This is a genomic window from Janthinobacterium sp. TND4EL3, assembly GCF_900156175.1.
Taxonomy (GTDB): Bacteria; Pseudomonadota; Gammaproteobacteria; order Burkholderiales; family Burkholderiaceae_D; genus Janthinobacterium.
Window position 1 is genome coordinate 179,874 of record NZ_FTMV01000009.1, and the last position, 21,053, is coordinate 200,926.

The 21,053-nt window shown below is 67.5% G+C and carries 17 protein-coding genes; 10 read left to right on the forward strand and 7 right to left on the reverse strand.

Going from position 1 to position 21,053, the window contains the following annotated elements:
- Positions 1-189: 189 nt before the first annotated feature.
- The 10 genes from BXA07_RS15860 (at position 190) to BXA07_RS31110 (ending at position 13,595) form a co-directional block, all read left to right on the forward strand.
- Entirely contained in the window at positions 190-1,890 is a 1,701-nt protein-coding gene (locus tag BXA07_RS15860; RefSeq protein WP_076568862.1) for a methyl-accepting chemotaxis protein, read from the forward strand.
- 56 nt (positions 1,891-1,946) lie between these two features.
- A complete protein-coding gene (locus BXA07_RS15865) occupies positions 1,947-2,594 on the forward strand; it encodes an Hpt domain-containing protein (protein WP_076568863.1) in 648 nt (215 codons plus the stop codon).
- Positions 2,591-3,502 carry an HDOD domain-containing protein gene (locus BXA07_RS15870; protein WP_076568864.1) on the forward strand — a complete coding sequence of 304 codons (912 nt, stop codon included), beginning with the start codon at positions 2,591-2,593 and terminating at the stop codon, positions 3,500-3,502. The genes BXA07_RS15865 and BXA07_RS15870 overlap by 4 nt, the downstream gene beginning before the upstream one ends.
- Positions 3,503-3,576: 74 nt before the next feature.
- Positions 3,577-4,197: a response regulator gene (locus tag BXA07_RS15875; protein WP_076568865.1), complete on the forward strand. Its 621-nt coding sequence runs from the start codon at positions 3,577-3,579 to the stop codon at positions 4,195-4,197.
- A gap of 27 nt (positions 4,198-4,224) precedes the next feature.
- Entirely contained in the window at positions 4,225-4,587 is a 363-nt protein-coding gene (locus tag BXA07_RS15880; RefSeq protein WP_076568866.1) for an Hpt domain-containing protein, read from the forward strand.
- A complete protein-coding gene (locus BXA07_RS15885; RefSeq protein WP_076568867.1) occupies positions 4,584-6,848 on the forward strand; it encodes a hybrid sensor histidine kinase/response regulator in 2,265 nt (754 codons plus the stop codon). Before BXA07_RS15880 ends, BXA07_RS15885 begins: the two co-directional genes overlap by 4 nt.
- Positions 6,849-6,994: 146 nt before the next feature.
- The gene (locus tag BXA07_RS15890; protein WP_244556297.1) at positions 6,995-8,719 is read left to right on the forward strand and encodes a cache domain-containing sensor histidine kinase; all 1,725 of its coding nucleotides are present in this window, start codon (positions 6,995-6,997) and stop codon (positions 8,717-8,719) included.
- A 76-nt stretch (positions 8,720-8,795) separates the two neighbouring features.
- Positions 8,796-12,401: a response regulator gene (locus BXA07_RS15895; RefSeq protein WP_076568868.1), complete on the forward strand. Its 3,606-nt coding sequence runs from the start codon at positions 8,796-8,798 to the stop codon at positions 12,399-12,401.
- On the forward strand, positions 12,398-13,390 hold the full coding sequence (locus BXA07_RS15900) for a response regulator (protein WP_076568869.1): 993 nt from the start codon (positions 12,398-12,400) through the stop codon (positions 13,388-13,390). The genes BXA07_RS15895 and BXA07_RS15900 overlap by 4 nt, the downstream gene beginning before the upstream one ends.
- 67 nt (positions 13,391-13,457) lie before the next feature.
- Positions 13,458-13,595, forward strand: coding sequence for a hypothetical protein (locus BXA07_RS31110; RefSeq protein ID WP_212592318.1), 138 nt, complete (start codon positions 13,458-13,460; stop codon positions 13,593-13,595).
- A gap of 7 nt (positions 13,596-13,602) precedes the next feature.
- Here the strand turns inward: BXA07_RS31110 and BXA07_RS15905 are convergent, their stop codons facing one another.
- From BXA07_RS15905 to narJ, 7 genes are all read right to left on the reverse strand, one after another.
- A complete protein-coding gene (locus BXA07_RS15905) occupies positions 13,603-14,814 on the reverse strand; it encodes an NnrS family protein (protein WP_076568942.1) in 1,212 nt (403 codons plus the stop codon).
- A 117-nt stretch (positions 14,815-14,931) separates the two neighbouring features.
- Positions 14,932-15,594 carry a response regulator gene (locus BXA07_RS15910; protein WP_076568870.1) on the reverse strand — a complete coding sequence of 221 codons (663 nt, stop codon included), beginning with the start codon at positions 15,592-15,594 and terminating at the stop codon, positions 14,932-14,934.
- A gap of 26 nt (positions 15,595-15,620) precedes the next feature.
- On the reverse strand, positions 15,621-17,522 hold the full coding sequence (locus BXA07_RS15915; RefSeq protein ID WP_076568871.1) for a type IV pili methyl-accepting chemotaxis transducer N-terminal domain-containing protein: 1,902 nt from the start codon (positions 17,520-17,522) through the stop codon (positions 15,621-15,623).
- 162 nt (positions 17,523-17,684) lie between these two features.
- Positions 17,685-18,671: a GTP 3',8-cyclase MoaA gene (gene moaA / locus BXA07_RS15920; protein WP_076568872.1), complete on the reverse strand. Its 987-nt coding sequence runs from the start codon at positions 18,669-18,671 to the stop codon at positions 17,685-17,687.
- A gap of 88 nt (positions 18,672-18,759) precedes the next feature.
- A complete protein-coding gene (locus BXA07_RS15925) occupies positions 18,760-19,506 on the reverse strand; it encodes a peptidylprolyl isomerase (protein ID WP_076568873.1) in 747 nt (248 codons plus the stop codon).
- A 139-nt stretch (positions 19,507-19,645) separates the two neighbouring features.
- The gene (gene narI, locus BXA07_RS15930) at positions 19,646-20,332 is read right to left on the reverse strand and encodes a respiratory nitrate reductase subunit gamma (protein WP_076568874.1); all 687 of its coding nucleotides are present in this window, start codon (positions 20,330-20,332) and stop codon (positions 19,646-19,648) included.
- Between the two features lie 34 nt (positions 20,333-20,366).
- On the reverse strand, positions 20,367-21,035 hold the full coding sequence (narJ, locus tag BXA07_RS15935) for a nitrate reductase molybdenum cofactor assembly chaperone (RefSeq protein WP_083708331.1): 669 nt from the start codon (positions 21,033-21,035) through the stop codon (positions 20,367-20,369).
- Positions 21,036-21,053: the final 18 nt, after the last annotated feature.

Genomic DNA, 21,053 nt, shown 5'->3' on the forward strand with positions numbered 1-21,053 from the left:
CAGGCCCGCCCACTGCCTGCCGCGCGGCCAGGCGTACTCTTCTGTAGCGCGATTTTGACGAAGAACATAAAATAAAATAAATTCACAACAAATATCTCGAATAAAACAAATTTTTATCGTAAAATATAAATCAAGCACAACGGCACACCGGTTTTCCCGATTTTGACTTTTCCTGGAGCGGCGCCCATCATGACCATCGCTAAACGGCTGTACGCACTGATCCTCTCCGTCGTCCTGGGCCTGGCTGCCCTGACGGGCCTGGGCATCTATGAAATGGACCGCGTGTACACGGCGGCCAACTATGCCACCGTCAACACGGTGCCCAGCCTGCTGACCCTGAACCAGGCTTTCGTGCCGTTCACGCAAATGCGCACGGCCGTCTGGCAGCACATGGCCAGCAAGGATGCCGCCCAGCGCGACGCACTGGAAGCGGGCATCCGCGCGGCGCGCGCGGCAGTTGGCAAGGCGCTCGACAAGTATGAGCAGGAAAACCTGTCCGACGAGCAAGACAAGGCGCTGCTGGCCACGGACCGCGCCGTGCTGCTGCGCTACGACGCCATGCGCGAGAAGGTGCTGGCGCTGTCGAAGGCGGGCGAGCTGGACGCGGCGCGCGACCTGCTGATGCAAAACCAGCCCATCATCAAGGAACTGGTCGACGCCCTCGCCGCCCACCACCGCTACAACGAAAACCTGGCCAACAAGGGCGCGGCCGACGGCGCCGCCGCCATCGCCAGCGCGCGCTGGATTTCGCTCGGCCTGGCCCTGGCCGTGACGGCCCTGGTGGCAGGCATGGGCCTGCTGCTGGCGCGGCGCATCGGCGCCTCGCTGGCGGGCGCCGTCGGCGTGGCCCGCACCATCGCCGGCGGCGACCTCAGCGCGCGAATCCGCGCCACCTCGAACGACGAGGTGGGCCAGCTGATGACGGCACTGGCGGACATGAGCGACAGCCTGGTGCGCATCGTGGGCGAGGTGCGCGTCGGCACGGACACCATCAGCACGGCCTCGACCGAAATCGCGGCGGGCAACCTGGACCTGTCGGCGCGCACGGAACAGCAGGCCGGCTCGCTGGAGGAAACGGCTTCGGCCATGGAAGAACTGACGGCCACCGTGCGGCAGAACGCCGACAATGCGCGCCAGGCCCAGCAGATGGCCATCAGCGCCTCGGACAAGGCGGCGCACGGCGGCCAGGTGATGGGCGACGTGATACGCACGATGGAAGCGATCGACAGCGCCTCCAACAAGATCTCCGACATCATCGGCGTCATCGACGGCATCGCCTTCCAGACCAATATCCTGGCCCTGAACGCGGCCGTCGAGGCGGCGCGCGCCGGGGAGCAGGGGCGCGGCTTCGCCGTCGTCGCCTCCGAAGTGCGCAACCTGGCGCACCGCTCGGCCGCAGCGGCCAAGGAAATCAAGACGCTGATCAGCGACTCCGTGGAACAGGTGGGACAAGGCGGCAAGCTGGTGCAGCAGGCTGGCGCGGCCATGACGGAAGTGGTCGACACGGTGCGCAGCGTCACCGATATCGTCAGCGAAATCTCGGCCGCCAGCGTGGAGCAAAGCACGGGCATCGAGGAAATCAACCGCGCCATCACGCAGATGGATGAAGCCACGCAGCAGAATGCGGCCCTCGTCGAGGAAGCGGCGGCGGCCTCGCAATCGCTGCAGGAACAGGCGGGCAACCTGGCCGCCGTGGTGAGCACCTTCAGGCTGGCGCACGGCCAGGCCGGCGCACCGGCGCGCGCGGCGCCGCCTCAGGCACCCCGCGCACCGGCCGCCCGGCCGCCCGCAGCGCGCAAGCCGGCGCCGCTCAAGCTGGTCGCCACGCGCAAGCCGGCCCCGGCCAGAAGCACTGCCGCCGCCGACGACGGCGACTGGGAAGTCTTCTGAAGCAGCGGGCACGCCAGACGCAGAACCACATGCAGATACAGTACCGGAGCACCACCATGAACACCTTTTTCCTCACCTATCCCTTCATCCGCTGCGAAGACATTTCGCTGATGCGCCCGGCGCTGGCCATGGCGGGCCTGGCGCTCGTGCTGGCCGCCCTGCTCTGGCGCCGCATCCGCTGGCGCCAGGCCAGCCGGGGGCCGGATACCACGCAGGCCCATGTTGATCTGCATCAAGTGCTGCAAACGCGCAAAGCCACCCCGCCGGCCAAGGTGGCGGAATCGCCAGCGCCACAGCAGGAGCAGGAACGGCAGGAACGCGACGTGCCGCCCTTCGAGCAGGCGCGCCTGGACGCCATGTTCGGCCATGACCGGCGCCTGCAGGGCGAGATCCTGGCCCTGTTCGTGTCCGAGACGCGCGACCGCCTGGCCGGCATTGCCCATGCGCTGCGCTGCGAACGCGCCGCGCCGGCCCGCATCCTGGCGCAGGAAATCCTCGACGGCAGCCATGCCATGGGCCTGATGCCCTTGCAGGCGCTGGCCCGCCAAGCCGTGCATGCGGGGTTCTCCAACGATATCGCCGCGCAGCACCGCCTGCATGCCGACCTGCTGATGGCGCTCGACGCCCTGTCGCAGGCCGTCACGGCCCTGCAGACCAGCGCCGCCGAGACAAACGACAGCAGCGACATGGGGAGCCTGCCATGAGCGCGCACCTCGACCTGGCACTGCTGCGCGACGGCGCCATCCTGCCCTCGCCCGAATGGCGGCGCCAGCGGCTGGCGGCAATGTGCGCGCAGCAGGTGTCGCTCGACGAACTGGCCGAACAGATACGCTGCGACGCCCCCCTCAGCGGCCAGGTCATCGGCCTGGCCAACGGCGCCGTGCCGGCGGGCGGCCGCAAGCACGCTGCCGTCAGCGCGGCCATGCTGGCGGCAATCGGCCTGCCCGCCCTGCGGCAGGCGTTCGCCGCCCGGCCCGCGCCGCCGGACGCCTGTGCGCCATTCGACGGCGAGCGCCACGCGGCGCATGCGCTGGCCATGGCATGCGCGGCCCGCGTGGCGGGCGACGCACTGCAGCTGGCGCCCGCCGAAGACCTGTTCAGCTGCGGCCTGCTCGCCAATCTCGGCCAGCTGGCCCTGGCCACCTTGCGTCCGCAGGCATACGGGCAGCTCCTGGCCCAGCATGGCGGCGGCACGACCCGGCTGCTGTGCGAAGAGTCGCGCCGTTTCGGCCACCACCAGCTGGCCCTGTCGGCCATTCTCATGCGCGGCTGGGGCATGCCGGACATCCTCTGCGACGCGGTGCGCTGCCATGCCGCGCCGCCCGGCCTGGGCCAGGCAGGACGCATGACGGACCTGGCCTGGCTGCTGAAACTGGCCAGCGGCTTTGCCGACTTGATATTGATCAATGGCGCGGGTCCGCGCGGGCCGTCGCTGGCGGCCGCGCGGGCGCTGGGACTCGATGCGGAGCACATGGAAACACTGCTGCGCCACAGCGGCGCCGAGTGGAGCGAATGGCACGACATCCTCGCGCCAGCCGAACATGGCGTCCACATGCGCTTGCGCAGCCGGTCCCGGCCCGCCACCCGCATGGCCTTTAGTGAATTCATCTAATTTGTTGAAATTGATTTTTTGAGCGCGATTGCGTATCATTCCCTTCAACTACCCATTCGACCATAAAGCTCATCATGCACACAGCCGACGTTTGCACTACACAAAAGGCCGCCGAAATCCTCGGCATCTCGGTCACATCGGTGCAACAACTGGTCGAGGCCGGCGTTATCGAAGCCTGGAAGACCAAGGGCGGCCACCGGCGCATTCCCCTCGCGGCCGTGGAAGCCTACAAGGGCAATCCGGGCCAGCAGGAGCAGCGCACGGTGCGCGCGACCCGCCCGGGGCCGACGGGCCGCCCGCCGTCCATCCTCGTCATCGAGGACAATCCGATCGAACGCGCGCTGTACGAAAAACAGATCGGCTCCTGGGGCTTGCAGGCGGCATTGCGCTTTTGCGAGAACGGCTACCAGGCGCTGATGGAAATCGCCCGCGACCAGCCCGACATCCTGCTGGCCGACATCGTCATGGAGGGCATCGACGGCTACGAGGTGATCCGCACCATCCTGGCCGACCCGCTGCTGGCGGAGATGCACATCGCCATGCTGTCGAGCCTGACGTCGGAGGAACTCGAGGAACGGGGCGGCGTGCCGCCCGGCGTGGTGTTCTTTGCCAAACCCGTCAATTACGACGAGCTGCGCGGTTATCTGCGCGCCTGCTGCGCCGGCCATGCGCGGCGCAACAGCCTGGCCGCCTAATTCACCGCCTTTGTCCGGGAGTCCAGCATGCCAGCCTATCGCCACATCGATCCCGCCGTGCTGTTCCAGGCCACCGGCCATGACCTGGAGATGTTCCGCGCCCTGTCCCAGACCTATCTGGACACCTCGCCTGCCATGTACGCGCGCGTGGAGCAGGCCGTGCGCAGCGGCGCGGCGCAAGCCATCGTGCATGCCTGCCATACCTTGCGCGGCACCGTGGCCCTGCTGGGCGCCCGCGCGCTGACGGCGCGCCTGGCGGACCTGGAACAGCTGGTGCGCCACCAGGGCTTGGCCGCGCCCGGCTGGCTCGATGAAACGGCGGCGCTGCTGGACGCCGTGGAACAGGAGGTACGCCGCAGCATGCTTGACTACACGGGCGCGCCGGCATGAGCGCGCGCCGGGCCGTCCTGCGCCTGGTGCACCGCTATCCGCCGCGCGCCACGGCGGCCGTGGCAGGCCTGGTGCTGGTGGGCCTGCTGGCGGTGTGCATCGTCGTTTCCGGCGTGCTGCTGCACCGCGAAGCCGTCGAAGACTGGAAACGCGACCTGTCCAACCTGTCGCTGCTGCTGGCGGAAAACACGGCGCAAAGCATGACGGCGGCCCGCCTCGTGCTCGACAGCGTCAGCAACGAAGTACAGGCGGCCGCCCCGGCCGACGGGGCCGCGCTGGCCGCCGCCGTCGCCAACCCTGCCATGCATCAGTTGCTGCGGCACAAGATCGGCGGCGTGCCGCAAGTGGACGTGGTGTCGATCGCCGGCAGCGACGGCGCCGTGCTGGTCTTCAGCCGCGCCTACCCGGCGCCGCCCATCCGCCTCGACGAGCGCGATTATTTCGATTACCACCGCCGCCACCCGGACGGCGGCATGCACGTCAGCGCGCCCGTGCAAAACAAGGGCAACGGCGCCTGGACCTTCTATATCAGCCGGCGCATCAGCGGGCCGGACGGCCGCTTCCTGGGCGTGGTCCTGGTCGGCCTGTCGTGCGATTTCTTCAGCAAGTTCTTCCAGAACACGAGCATCGGCGAACACACGGCCTTTTCCCTGTACCGCAACGACTACACGCTGCTGGCGCGCTGGCCTGCCGCCCCCGCCATGATGGGCAAGCGCAACCTGACGGGCAGCACCTACCGCCTGCTGGAACAGGGCAAGACGCACGGCGTGCTGCAGGTGGACTTGCCGCGCGCGGCCGACCAGGGCCGCCCCGTCGACCGCCTGGCCGGCATCCGCCTCGTGCGCGACTATCCGCTGGCCGTCAACGTCACCGTCACGGACGAAGTCTATCTGGCGGGCTGGCGCCGCATGCTGCGCACCATGGGCGGCGCGGCGCTGGTCAGCCTGCTGGCGGTGGCGCTGGCCGTGGGGCTGATCATGGGCCTGCTGCGGCGGCGCGAGCGCGATACGGCCAAGGCGCTGGCGCTGCAGGCGCACGCGGAAGCGGCGAACGCCGCCAAGTCGCGCTTCCTGGCCATCATGAGCCATGAAATCCGCACGCCGATGGCCGGCATCGCCGGCATGGCCGAACTGCTGCTGGAAACCCCGCTCGATGCGACGCAGCGCCACTATGCCGGCAACGTCAGCAACGGCGTGCACGACCTCATGCACATACTCAACGACATCCTCGACCTGTCCAAGGCCGAAGCGGGCCAGATGGGCGTGGAACTGCGCGACTTCGATCCGCGCCTGCTGCTCGACGACCTGCTGGTGCTGCACCGCGCACAGGCGGACCGCAAAGGCTTGCAGCTGGTGGCCGAGGTGGACACGCGCGTGCCGCGGCAAGTCTGCTCGGACCGCACGCGCATCGCGCAGATACTGGGCAACCTGGTCGGCAACGCCATCAAGTTCACGGCGTCGGGACAGGTGACGGTGGACCTGCAGCTGGCGCCCGCAGCGCCGGACAGCCCGGACACGGCCACGCTGCTGTTCCAGGTCAGCGACGGCGGCATCGGCATGACGCCCGAACAGCTGGAACGCGTGTTCCAGCCGTATTGCCAGGCCGACGCCAGCATCAGCGGCGCATATGGCGGCACGGGACTGGGCCTGGCCATCTGCCAGCAGCTGGTCGGACTGCTGGGCGGCGAAATCGGCTGCGACAGCACGCCCGGCGCCGGCTCCCGCTTCACCGTGCGCATCCCGTGCGGCCTGGCCGCGGCAGCGCAGGCGGCTCCCCCGGACGAGACGCCCGCCGCGCCGCCCGCCGCGCCGCAAGCGGAGCCAGCTCCCGCCCCTGCCGCGGTGCAGGAGACGGAGCCCGTACCCGCGGCCCGCATCCTGCTGGTCGAGGACACGGCGCTGAACCGCCAACTCGTCTGCCTGCAGCTGGGCGGACGCGGCTACACCATCGATACGGCGGAAAACGGCGAGCTGGGCCTGCTGGCCCTGGCGGCACGACGCTACGACCTGGTGCTGATGGATTGCATGATGCCCGTCATGGATGGCTACCAGGCTTGCCAGGCGCTGCGCGCGCGCGAGCTGCGCAGCGGCGCCGCGCGCACGCCCGTCATCGCCCTGACGGCGGGCGTCACCGACGACGACCGGCAGCGCTGCATGGACGCCGGCATGGACGATTACCTGTCCAAACCCTTCACGGCGGCCCAGCTGCGCGACCTGGTGGAGCACTGGCTGGCGGGCCATGTTGCACCACCAATATCATGAGCAAATACAACACTTACAACGAATAATTCAATTTATTCGATAAAATCATTTATATTCGATATAATTGACCGCAGAGAAGTAATGCGGCCCCGGTCTACGCCCGCCATCGCGGCGGCGGTCAGGGGAGACATACTGTGGGAGGCGGCATGCGGCACGACATCACACCACGATTGAAATGGCAGGCCCTGCCCTGGGAGCGGCTCGACACGCGCATCGTCCTGTCCGTTTTCGTGGCCCTGCTGCTGGCCGGCCTGTGGGCCGTGACCCTGCTGCAGCTCGACCACGCCCGCGACCGTGCCATCGCCGACGCCCAGCGCGATGCGCGCAGCATGGCGCGGGTCTTCGACGAACACGCGATACGCACGATCGAGGGGGCGGACCAGGCAGTCACCTACCTGCGCGGCCGCTACAACGCGCTGGGCGACAAGCTCGACATCGTCACGGACCTGCAGCAGGGGCTCAATCCCGGCCCCCTGTACAACCTGTTCAGCATAGTCAACGAACGGGGCGACACTGTCCTGACAAGCAAGACGTTCAAGCCCATCAATCTGGCCGACCGCGAGCACTTCCAGGTGCACGTGCGCGGCGACAGCGGCGAACTCTACATCAGCAAGCCCGTGCTGGGCCGCGTCTCGAAAAAATGGTCGATCCAGCTGACGCGCCGCATCAACCACCCCGACGGCAGCTTCAAGGGCGTGGTGGTGGCGTCGATGGACCCGTATTACTTCACGCGCCTGTATGACGAGGTCGACCTGGGCAAGAACAGCTCCATCGCCCTCATCGGCACCGATGGCGTGATGCGGGCGCGCCGCGTCGGCAGCGTCAACACCATCGGCCAGGATGTCGGCGACAGCGAGCTGTTCGCGCAAATGCGCGGCAAGACACGCGGCAGCTTCCTGCAGCGCAGCCCCATCGACGGCACCCTGCGCTACTACGCATTTGAAAAACTGGCGCACTATCCGCTCTACATGCTGATCGGCCTGGACCGCGACACGGTGCTGGCCGACTACGCCTCGCGCCGCGAACAGGCGCTGCTGATGGCGGCCGTCACGAGCGCGCTGATCGTGCTGTCGTGGGCCGCGCTGGTGCTGCTGATCGGGCGCCTGATCGACAGCCGCGCCAGGGCCATCGCCGCCAGCGAAGCCAAGTCGCGCTTCCTGTCGAACATGTCGCACGAGCTGCGCACGCCGCTCAACGGCATCCTCGGCTTTTCCGAACTGCTGCTGGAACAGCTGCAGCAGCAGCCTGGGCTGGCCGGCCACGCACACGCCATCCGCGCCAGCGGCCGCCAGCTGCTGTCGCTGGTCGAGGCGACGATGGAACTGAGCGCCCTCGAAGGCGGCCAGCTCAGGCTCAAGAGTGCGCCGGAACCGCTGTCCGGCGTGCTGGCCCAGGCGCTGGCGCCATTCCGCCAGCGCGCCGCGGACCAGGGCATCGCCCTCGCGTGGAGCGCCACCGCCGATACGCCGTCGCACATCGTTTGCGACCGTCCCCGCCTGGTACGGCTGCTCGCCATCCTGCTCGACAACGCGCTGCACTTCACGCCGGCCGGACGCATCGACGTGCGCGTGGCGCGCCAGGACGGGCAGCTGCGCATCGCCGTGTGCGACACGGGCGTCGGCATCGCACAGGCGCACCAGGCCAGCATTTTCGAGAAATTCTCGCAGGCCGATGACGCCCCCAGCCGCGCGCACGGGGGCGCGGGCCTGGGGCTGGCCATCGCCAGCCACCTGGCGGTCCTGATGGGCGGAAGCATCATGGTGGTATCGGCGCCCGGCCAGGGCGCCGTGTTCAGCCTGTGCCTGCCGCTGACGGACACCGTGCAAGCGGCAACCCGCTTCGACAAATTGGCCACACTATCAGCTGAGTAGTCACCGGGAAAAGTTGTTCTTCTTCCATATCCGGTATAGCATCGTTACATTGATCCGATTACCAGGTGGCAACGCAGTGCACAGACGACTGATTGAGTGGCTTTTTCTTCTCCTCGGACTGCTGATCATCGGCGTCACCCTCGCTTATCTGCACCTGGCCGAAACGGCACGGCACGCGGCGGCGGAACGCGAGCGGCTGGACGTGCTGACGGCGCTGCTGGCAAAAAACATCGAAGTCGACCTGGCCGCCACCAACCTGGTGCTCGAAGGGGTGATCCGCGACTTTCTCGGCCCTGCGGCGGAGACGGGCGCCAGCCAGGCCCTGCCCCGGCGCCTGACCGCCCTGGTCGACGCCATGCCCGGCGTGCGCACCATGTTGGTGCTCGACGCCAGCGGCAAGCCGCTCGCCACGAACATCCCGGAACTGATGCAGCAGGATTTTTCGCGCCGCGGCTACTTCCAGACGGTGCGCGACGCGCCCGACGCGCACATGCTGTACCTGTCGCCGCCTTTCCGCTCGTTCAAGAACGACCTGGTGATGACGGCGGCGCGCATGGTGCCGGACCGGCAGGGCCGCTTCGCCGGGCTGGTGATGGCCACCTTCGACCCCGAATATTTCACGGGCAAGTTCCGCACGGCCATGTATGCGGCCGACGTGTGGGCCGTGGTGCTGCATGGCGACGGGCGCCAGTTCCTCAACTATCCGGCCAAGGGCGCCGTCGACGGCAGCAACCTGGACGTGCCCGGCAGCTTCCTGCGGCGCCTGCGCGACAGCGGCCAGCCATCGGCGGTGCTCGATGGCGTGCTGGTGCCCGGCCAGCCCGCCAGCCCGCCGCGCATGATGGCGATGGCCACGATCGCGCCGCCGGCGCTGCACATGGACCGCGCGCTGATCATCGGCCTGAGCCGCGAGGAGGCGGCCATCGCCGCCCCGCTGCAGCGCCAGGCGGCCGGCTATGCCATCTTCTTTGCCATCCTGGCTGCCACCGGCAGTGCGCTGCTGTACTGGAGCCAGCGGCGCCGGCGGCACCTGGCCGCCTGGCGCGCGCGGCAGGAAAGCGAGCGGCAGGCCATGCAGGCCGTGTCGGACAGCGAGACGCGCTTTCGCACGCTGATCGAGGATGCGCCGCTGGCCATCGCCATCCTGCGGCATGGCCGCTTCGTCTATTCGAACCCCCGCTACCGCCACCTGCACGGCTACGCCCTCGAAGATGACTTGAGCGGCCTGCCGTGGCGCAGCATGCTCACGGCAGAATCGCAGGCGGCGCTGGCGAGCAGCGAGGCGCTGATCGAGGCCGACTCCGCCAGCGAGCAGGTATTCGAAGCCGTCGGCCTGGACAAGCAGGGACGGCCCGTGCCCGTCTTCAAGACGACGGCGCGCGTCATGCTCAAGGATGGACCGGCAACGCTGATTTTTGTCCAGGACATATCGGCGCAAAAGCGGGCCGAGGAAGCCATGCTGCTGGCCCGCGACGGGGCCGAGGCGGCCAACCGCAGCAAAGCCGAATTCCTCGCCAACATGAGCCATGAAATCCGCTCGCCCCTCAATGCCATCCTCGGCATGGCCTGGCTGCTGGAAAGGGGCAGCCTCGATGGCGAGGCGCTGCTGATGGCGCGCAAGATCCGCGCCGCCGGCCAATCGCTGCTCGGCATCATCAACGATGTGCTGGACGTGTCGAAAATCGAAGCGGGCCATATGCACATCGAACAGGCGCCGTTCCGCCTGGCCGAGGTGATCGAGAAGATCGCCGCCAGCATGGGCGTGGCCGTGCATGACAAGCCCATCACCGTGCACATCGGCCCCCTGCCCGACGGCGTCGACCATATGCTGGGCGATGCGCTGCGTCTCGAGCAGGTGCTGGTCAACCTTACCAGCAACGCCATCAAGTTCACGCCGCAGGGTTCGGTCGAGCTGCATACGGCGCTGGAAAGCCGCGACGGCGACGCCGCCGTGTTGCGCTTCAGTGTGCGCGACACGGGCATCGGCATCGCCCCGGAAGTACAGGAAACCATCTTTTCCGCCTTCACCCAGGCCGACACCTCCACCACGCGCCGCTTCGGCGGCACGGGCCTGGGCCTGACCATCTGCCGCCAGCTGGTGCGCCTGATGGGCGGCGCCCTGAGCCTGAAAAGCGCCCTGGGCCAGGGCAGCGAATTCAGTTTCACGGCGCCGCTGCAACTGCTGCCCGCCCGTCCGCGCAACGTGCCCGACATGCAGGGCCTGCACGTGCTGCTGGCCGACGGCAACGCCGCCACGCGCGCAATGGTCAGCGCCGTGGCGCAGGGCCTGGGCTGGAGCGTGCATGCGGTCCCTGGCGGCGAGGCGGCACTCGACTACGCGCTCGACTGCGCCGAAGGCGCCCGGCCCGGCGTCGTCCTGCTGGCCGCGCACCTGCCGGACATGGATGGCGAAGCCGTCGCGCGCGCGCTGCGCGAGCACTTGCCGCCGCAGGATTGCCCCGTCGTCATCCTGGCAAACAGCGGCACGCCGGCCACGGCGCCGGCCCGGCGCCACACCGACCCGGACAATCCGGCCGATGCCATCCTCAACGAACCCGTGACGGCTTCGAGCCTGTACAACGCGACGATGGACGCGCGCCAGCGGCGCGCCGAACTGGCGGGCCTTGACGCCAGCGACGACGCCCCGGAAGAGCGCCAGCTCGCCGGCGTGCGCGTGCTGGTGGTCGACGACAGCGAAATCAACCGCGACGTGGTCAACCATATCCTGCGCGACCAGGGAGCCCTGCCCTCGTTCGCCTGCGATGGCAGGCAGGCGCTGGACTGGCTGCTGGCGCACCCCGCCGACGTCGACATCGTGCTGATGGACGTGCAGATGCCCGTCATGGATGGCTTGCAGGCCACGCGCGCGCTGCGCCAGCTGCCGCAATTCCACGACCTGCCCGTGGTGGCGCTGACGGCGGGCGCATTCCAGACGCAGCAGACGGCGGCGCTGGACGCGGGCATGAACCATTTCATCAGCAAACCGTTCGACGTGCCGCAGACCATCGCCCTGATCGCGCGCGTGCACCGGCGCCATGTGCAGGGCTTGCCGGCCCTGCCGCCGGCCATCAGCGCGCCAGCGATGCCCGTGCCGCCGTCCGGCGCGGCGCCCGTGATTGACCTGGCGCAAGGACTGGCGCAGTGGCTCGACGAAGCGCCGTACCGCCTGCACCTGTCGCGCTTTGGCGCCACGTACCACAACACGGTCGCCACCATGCGCGCCCTGCTGGCGGCCAATGCGCGCGGCGATGCCGCCGCCCTGGCGCACAAACTGGCGGGCGTGGCGGGCAGCCTGGCCCTGCCCGCCACCCTGCACGCGGCCCAGCGCGCGGAGCAGCTGCTCCATGCCGGCAACGATGCGGCGGCCGCGCTCGACACCCTGGAGCAGGCGCTGGCGCACGCCATCGATGCCGTCGCGGCATTCACGGCGCAGACGCCGCCGCCCGGCCAGCCGGCCACGGCCGCCAGCGCGCCGGCAGGCGTGCTGCTGGCCCGCTTGCTCGACGCGCTCGACCGCGACGATCCGGCACCGGCCGAAGCGCTGCTGCAGGAACTGGCGCAGGTGCTGCCATCGTCCCGCCTCGACGCCCTGCGCAGCCATCTTGCCGACTTTGATTTTCGCGGCGCCGAACGGGCCACGCGCCAGCTGGCCGACGGCCTGGCGGCGGGAGTGCCGGGATGAAGCTGCCGACCGTGCTGGTGGTCGACGACGAGCCGACCAATCTGAGCCTGCTGCGCTCCATCCTGGCCGATGCGTATCACCTGGTCTTCGCCTGCAATGGCAGGGATGCGCTGGCGGCCGTGCTCAAGCACCGTCCGGCGCTGGTGCTGCTCGACGTGGGCCTGCCGGACATCGACGGCTATGCGCTGTGCCCCCGGCTGCGCGAAATCGATCCCACGCAAGCGATGCAGGTGATCTTCGTCACGGCGTATGGCGGCGCGCAGCAGGAATCGGCCGGTTTCGAGGCGGGCGCCGTCGACTACATCGTCAAGCCCGTGTCCGCGCCCATCGTGCGCGCCCGCGTGGCGGCCCACCTGTCGCTGGTGCGCGCGACGGCGCTCGAGCGCAGCTACCGCGACGCCATCGAAATGCTGGGACATGCGGGCCACTACAACGATACGGACACGGGCGAGCATATCTGGCGCATGGCCGCCTATGCGGCGGCGCTGGCCCGCGCCGCCGGCTGGGATGCCGAACGCTGCGCCCGGCTCAAGCTGGCTGCCGCCATGCACGACATGGGCAAGCTGGGCATTCCCCAGGCCATCCTGCGCAAGCCGGGACCGCTCGACGATGCCGAATGGGTCATCATGCGCACGCATCCGAAAATCGGCTACGACATCCTGTCGCGCAGCGAAGCGCCCGTGTTCAAGCTGGCGGCCGAGGTGTCGCTGCGCCACCACGAGAAATGGGACGGCAGCGGCTACCCCGACGGCCTGCGCGGCGAGGAAATACCGCAGTCGGCCCGCATCGTCGCCCTGGCCGACGTCTTCGACGCGCTCAGCATGTGCCGCCCCTACAAGCCGGGCTGGGCCGTTGACGACATCATTGGCCACCTGAAGGCGGGCGCCGGCAGCCATTTCGACCCGTGGCTGGCGCAGCTGTTCGTCGAACTGATGCCGCAACTGCTGGCCATCAAGGAACAGTTCCACGACGTGGAGACGGTCGCATGACGCCGGTGCCATGCCAGAAAGTTACCCTGGCCGCGCACACCGATGGTAAACTTGCTAACAAGAAAACTTGGGGAACGCTATGATCTGGTGCAGGAATTTGCTGCTGAAAGCCTTCATGCTGGGCATGCTGCTGTTCGTCGTGGGCGAATCGCTGTCCTATTGGGCGCCGGAAATCAAGAAGCTGCTGGCCTGGCGCCCTTTCTGACGGCAGTTCAACCTTCCCGGCCGTCCACCCGGGCGCGCCACAGGTAAGGCGCATACACGACGGCGTACAGCACGAAGGCCAGCGTCCAGCACAGGCCCGCCGCCAGCAGCGCGGGCATGGCCAGCGCTGCTGGGCCGACAGCGGCCAGCAGGCGCGCCAGCGCACCCAGCTGTATCAGCCAGTACATCGCCGCCTCGGCCCTGCCGCCCTTCAGCGCACGCCCCGTGTGGCCCAGGGTGGTGCGGGTCATCATGCCGATGATCAATCCCGCCATCGAACCCACCGTCAGCGCGTGAAAGGCGGCGCTGGCCGGCAACAGGTGCAGGCTGGCGGCCGCCAGCAGCGCAAAACCGATGCCTATCCACGCATACGACAGGTGCAGGATCCACAGCAGCGGCACGCGCACGGTGCGCTGCGGCTGCCAGGCCAGCAGGTTGGCCAGCGACACGCCGCTTGCCGCCAAGGCCAGCGGCGCCGTCAGCCAGGCCGGCGCGCCCGCCAGCCACGCGATGGCGGCCGCCGCCATGCAGGCCACGGCGACCAAGGCCCGCTGCGGACTGGCCACGGGCGTGCTGCCAGGTGCGCCATTGCGGGTGAACATGGGGATGACGCGCGCGCCGATCACCGATTCGATCAGCACGATGATGAAAATGGCCGCCTGCACGGGCACAGACAGCGACAGCGGCAGAGCGCCCAGCACGGCCGCGTGGAACAGGCCATTGGCCAGCGCCAGCAAGGCCAGCAAGCCGACGAGGAACAGGTTGCGCGTATTGCCCGAGCGGCGCAGCACCTGGTACAGGGGCCATGCGGCCAGCGGCAGGAACGCCCAGTCGATCAGCGCCGCCGCCACGCCGGGAAAGCACAGCATGGCCACGCGCCCCGCCAGCCACAGCGCCACGAGCGCCATCAGCGGGGCGCCGTGCGGCGTGGGCAAGCCCGTCCAGTTGCGCCCCGCCGTGTACAGGAAACCGACCACGACGGCCAGCGCGAAGCCGAATACCATCTCGTGCATATGCCAGCCCAGGCCCACCTGCAGGCCGCCCGCCAGCAGGCCGAAATAGCTGGCCAGCCACAGGGGAACGCTGATGGCCGCAAACACGGCCGCCAGCAGGTAGAACGGACGGAAACCCAGCTGCCAGACGGCGTGGCCGGCCTGCCATGGCGCCGCGCCGGAGGCGGCGGCAGAGGAAGAAGGTTCGCTGATCGGGGTGATGGCCATGATGGAGTCGCCTTTAAAGATATATTCCATATACTACTTTAAAAGCGAGATACCCGCTATCGGCATAAAGGACTAGATGTGGGGGCCTGACCCGGCGGATCAGGCTCCACTACCGGGCTACTTGCCCTGGCGGTGCTCGACCGCGTACACGGCCGCCTGCACGCGGCTGGTGAGGTTGAGCTTTTTCAGCACATTCTGCACGTGGATCTTGACCGTGCTTTCGGCCAGGTCCAGGGCGCGCGCGATGCCCTTGTTGCTTTCGCCGCGCGACAGGCAGTCGATGATTTCCTTTTCGCGCGGCGTGAGCTTGTCGAGCTCCGACACGGGTTCCTCGCGCCGGGTGCCCGCCTGCAGCTGCGCCACCAGCTTGCCGGTCATCGCTTCGGCGATGACGACTTCGCCGGCGGCCGCGCGGCGGATGGCGCGCACCAGGTAGTCAGCGTCGATATTCTTGATCAGATAGCCGCAGGCGCCCGCGCGCAGGGCCGTGGCCAGGTCTTCCGCGTCTTCCGACACGGTCAGCATGACGATGGCCGTGTCGGGACAGTCGTGCTGCATCAGCTGCAGCGCTTCCACGCCGGACATGCCGGCCATGTTCAGGTCCAGCAGCACCACGTCGGGCTGCAGCTGGATGGCGCGCTTGATGCCTTCCACGCCGTCGGCGGCCTCGCCCACGACGGAAAACTCCGTGTGGCGCTGCAGCAGCGAGCGTATGCCGCTGCGGAACAGCGCGTGGTCGTCCACCAGCATGACGGTGATCGGTTTATCGGTAGTCTCCATTTTTTTTTGTACTTTCAGATAGTGGCTTAGGCGGCGCGCCGCTGCGCGCGCGACAAATGCAGTTCGACGGTCGTGCCGCCGCCGGGGCAGGCATGCACGTCGAACGTGGCGTCGATGCGCTGCGCGCGCTCGCGCATGATATGGATGCCGACATGGCTGTCGCCCTTTTCCAGCACGGCGCAAGCGTCGAAGCCGACGCCGTTGTCGCTGATCGTCAGGGTAAAGTCCTGGTGATCGGCGAGGCGCACCTCGACATGGCTGGCCTGGGCGTGCTTGCGGATGTTCGACAGCGCTTCCTGCACGATGAATAATAGCTGCAATTGCTGCTCGCGGGGGAATGGCGCGCCATCGACGTCGGCCAGCAGTTCGGCGTCGATGCCCGTCTGGCGGCGGAATTTATCCACCGCCGCGCGCAGGGAGCCGATCAGGTCGTCCTCCATCAAGCGGCTGCGGAAGTTCGCCAGCAGTTCGCGCACGTCCTCGTAGCTTTCCTTCACGCCCGCATGCAGGGCCGGCACGATGCCCGCCACCTCGTCGAAGCGCGCATTGCGCACGGAGTCGTCGAGCATCTGCACCTGCAGGTTGAGGAAATTGAGGCTTTGCGCAATGCTGTCGTGCAGACCCTGGGCCACCAGATTGCGCTCTTCGGAAATGGCCATTTCGCGTTCGCGCGCGGCCAGGCGCAGGTTTTCCAGCGCAATGCCCAGCAGCTGGCCCAGGGTTTCCAGCAAGGCCAGCTCGCGCGCGGAAAACACGCGCGCATGGCGGAAATGCAGGTTGAAGAAGCCCAGGTGCTGCTCGTGCGCGTGGATATGGAAGACGGAGACGGTGGCAAAGCCCTCGCGGTGGCAGCGCAGCTCGTGCGCCTTGTCGATGCGGCGCATGTCGTGCACCTTCGCCACCTTCATCTCGACGGCCGTGCCGCACAGGCAGTCGCCCACCTTCAGGCAGTGCTCGGACGCCACCAGCTCCTCGGACAGGCCCGTATGCACCACCATGTGCAGGTTGCCCCGCTCGGCGTCGAGCACGCGCACGGTGGAGCCGTCGGCCTCGAAATAATCGACGATGCGCTGCATGAAGCCGCCGCAGATGTCTTCCAGGGGCTGCGGGCGCTGCAAGAAGGCCGCGCTTTCATACAGCAGCGCCAGTTCGCGGTTGCGGTATTCGAGCGTGGCCGTCTTGCTGCGCACGCCCTCTTCCAGGTTGCCGTACAGGGCCTGCAGGCGGTCGGCCATCTGATTGAAGCCGCTGGCCAGCTGGCCGAATTCATCATTGCTCTCGACAGCCAGGCGCACGCTGAAATCGCGCTCCTTCATGCGCTGCATGCCCAGGCGCAGCCGCGTGACCGGTTCGATGATGAGCATGAACATCAGATAGATCATGCTGACCGTGCCGATGACGGCCATGCCGACGAGGATCAGCTGCGAGGCGCGCAGCCAGAAGGTGCGCTGTTCGCTGTCGTGCTCGATCAGGCGCACCAATTGATCGACCTGGCTCACGAAGGCATCGGCGTCATGCCCGAACTGGCGCGCGCGCACGGGCGTATCGGCCGCCAGCGCGGCCGGGCGAAGACTGCCGCGCCAGTCCTGGCCGATGCGTTCGAATTCCGCCTTGATGGCGGCGCTGGGGGGCAGGAACAGGGGGCGCTGCGGGTCGCCATGGGCGATCTTTGCCAGGGTCTCGTCGATCAGCAGCACCTGGCGCTGCGCCTGCTGGGAGGCGTCGCTGGCGATCAGCAAGGTCAAACGATAGGTCTGCATGCGCAGCCGGCCCGTCTCGTTGATGGCGGCCGAACTGCCTTCCAGCTGCCAAGACAGGAACAGGGTGCAGCCGATGGCGCTCAGGGCCAGCACCAGCATGAGCAGCAGCGCGCCGACGATCTTGGTCGACAGCTTCTGCCAGGAAGAAAACATCGCCTTGAATTTCATAGATCCTTTTGCTTTAACAAGCCCATTCTTAGCGCCACGACACCTGACAAAACCGTAGCGAGCGTCAGTGATTTGTGGCCGAGAAGCGCAACCGTACTCTAGTACGGTGAGCATCGCCGGCCGCAAAGCGCGACGCGCAGTAGGTTTGGTCAGGTGTCCATCCTAGCCACCGGTTTGGGCCATGAACCGGATAATCTTGTCCGGCTGCGTATTGAAATCATGCTGCTGCGGCTTCAGTTCGATGGCGGCGCGGATCGCCGCTTCCAGTTCCGCATCCGTGGCCCCGCCGCGCAGCATGGGGCCCAAGGCGAATTTTTCTTCCTGTCCCAGGCACAGGTACAGAGTACCATCGACGGACAGGCGCACGCGGTTACAGGTGGCGCAAAAATGCTGCGACATGGGCGTAATAAAACCGATGCTGGCGCGCCCGTCCGGCGTGGCCAGGTAGCGCGCCGGCCCGCCACCCAGCTCCATCGCCTGCGGCACCAGGCCGAAGCGGGCCGCCAGCTGCTCGCGCACGGGGCCCAGCGGCATGTAGCTGGCATTGCGGCCCGTGCTGCCCATCGGCATGGCTTCGATCAGGCGCAAAATAAACTGCTGCTCGATGCAGAAGGCCGCCATGGCCTCGATCTGGCCGTCATTGACGCCGCGCATGGCCACCATATTGATCTTGATCGGATCAAAACCGGCCGCCTTGCCCGCCACCAGGCCATCGAGAATGGGCTGCAGGCTGTCGCGCCCCGTGATCTGCTCCATGCAGGCGCGGTCGAGCGAGTCCAGGCTGACGTTGATGCGGTCCACGCCCGCCGCGCGCAAGGCCACGGCATGCTTGCCCAATTGGGTGGCGTTGGTCGACAGCGACAGGTCGTCCAAACCGGGCAGCGCGGACAGCTTTTGCGCCAGCTCCGGCAAGTTGCGCCGCAACAACGGTTCGCCGCCCGTCAGGCGCACGCGACGCGTGCCGAGCCGCACGAAGATGCCCAGCAGGCGTTCGATTTCGTCGAACGTCAGCCAGTCCTTCGGCTCCTCGAAGCCGCGAAATCCCTTGGGCATGCAATAACTGCAACGCAAATCGCATCGGTCGGTGACGGACAGCCGCACATAATCGATAGCACGGCCAAAACGGTCCTGCAACTTGACGCTACCCATGACGCTACTCCTGATTCTTCCGTGATTGTAAAGGCTGGGGCACGATCTGGCTGTGCCCCAGAAGGCCTAGCGGCCTACGCCTTCCGGTCTATTGCACTAATGGACTGGCTGTGCCTTCGAGCTCGATGCCGGCGATATCGGCCCGCCCCACCAGCAAATGCAGGTACTGGTGCACGCCGCGCTGCCACGCCGCCCGCGACAGGCGGTCGGCGATCTGCGCCTGCACGGCTTCGTAGGCGATGGCCTGGCCTTCGACCCGGCGCTGCACCTGCACGATGTGGTAGCCGAAGCGCGTTTCGAGCAAGTGGCCTGCCAGCGCACCCTCTTCCAGGCGGAACACGAGCGCATCGAATTCCGGCACGCTCTGGCCCGGCGACAGCTGGCCCAGGCTACCGCCCAGGGCGCCGGACGGGCAGTTCGAGTACTGCGCCGCCAGTTCGCCGAAGCGCCCGGGCGCCAGTTTGAGGGCGTCGAGCACGGCTTGCGCCGTCGTGCGCAGCAGCTCCAAAGGCGCCTCCGGCGTCACCTGGAACAGGATGTGGCGCGCCTCGACCAGCGCCCCGCTGCGAAACAGCTGCGGGCGCTGCGCATAAAAGGTGCGGCAAGCCGCATCGTCGGCCGGCGGCACGCGCACTTCCTGCGCAAACAGCGCCTCGATGCGGTCGTCATCGCTGCCGCCCTGCACGCCGAGGCGCTGCGCCTCGTCTTGCAGCAGCCGGCGCAGCACCAGTTCATGCACGGCCTGTTTCAGCGGGTTGCCGGCGCCGTCGTGATGCGGCAGTTCCTGCGCGATGTCGGCATCGTCGATATCGATGCCATTGACGGAGATTCCCATCTTACTTTCCTTCCATAATTAGCCTGAAAAATCGTAGCGAGCGGAGATGAGTTGCGGCTGAGAAGCGCAGCTGTGCGGATGCACAGTGAGCATCGCAGGCCGCAAATCGCTACGCGCAGTAGATTTTTTATGGCGTTTTTTAGCGGCGGCGCACCAGCTGATAGGCGCGGCCCAGATATCCGATGGCGCCAAAGCCGCTCCATACGTGCACCAGACGGGTGAACGGGAAGATGACGAACAGCGACATGCCCATGAACAGGTGCAGCTTGAACACCAGCGGCGCATCGACGATGAAGCTGGCCGCGTCGCCGCGCAAGGTCACGATGTGCTGCGCCCAGGTCATCAGCAAGACCATCATGTGGCCATCCATGTGCGACGCCGAGACGAAGATCGACGACAGGCCCAGCAGCAAGGTCAGCAAGATCCACACCATCACCAGCTTGTCGCCGGCCGTGGTGACGGCGCGCAGGCGTGCATTGCCGAAGCGGCGCGCCAGCAGGATCAGGATGCCGGCCAGGCACAGGCCGCCCATCACCCCGCCGGCCGCCATGGCCACGCCCTGCTTCAGGCTGTGCGACACGCCCAGCGTATCCCACACCCAGACGGGGGTGAGCAGGCCGGCCGCATGGCCGAACAGCAGGCCGATGATGCCGATGTGGAACAGAATATTGCCCAAGCGCAGGCTGCCGCGGTGCAGCAGCTGGCTGGAATCGGACTTCCACGTGTATTGCTCGCGGTCGAAACGGATCAGGCTGCCCAGCAAAAAGACGGCCAGCGCGATGTACGGGTAAATCCCGAAGATGAATTGATGCAGGTAATTACTCATGATGTACTCTCCTCATGCGGACGCGGTGGGCCATTCAGGCGGCGCGCCGCGGCTGCGGGTGAAAATGCACGGGATGGACGCCGCCCGCGACCTGGCCCAGACCTTGGCCCATACTTTGGCGCAGCAGCGGCTCGACGCCGTCCGCACCGGGGCCGAAGGTTTCCAGCGCTTCGTCCATGTCGCGCACTGGCGGTTCGGCCAGCATTTCGGCCGCCACGGGGCTCAGGCGTTCGAGCACCGTGAAGACGGGCGCATACGGGCTGCCGTTGGCCGCCAGCTTGCGGCCGATGTGCGCCAGCACGTGGACGGCGTCGCCCAGCAGCGGTGCCGATGCCGCCTCGTCGAGCTGCGCCAAGAACTCCAGGAACAGGGGCACGAAGTCGGGCAAGTCGTCGCCCACCATCTGCAGGCCGTGGCGCTTGTATTCCTCCATCAGGTCGACCATGGCCTGGCCCCGGTCGCGCGATTCGCCGTGGATATGCTCGAACAGGTGCAGCGAGTGCGATGGATTGCGGTCGAAGGTGGCCACATACTGCTGCTGCAGGTCGATCAGGCTGCTGCTTCCCAGGTGCGCCAGCAGCGGGCGCAGCAGCGCCTGCCACTCGGGCGCCGCGTCCAGTGCCGTATCGAGCTGCGGCAGGTGCGCGATCAGCTCAGGCTCCGGATACAGCAGCAGGCGAGAGAGGACTTGATAGTGATGCATGGCGTTGTTCATATCGGT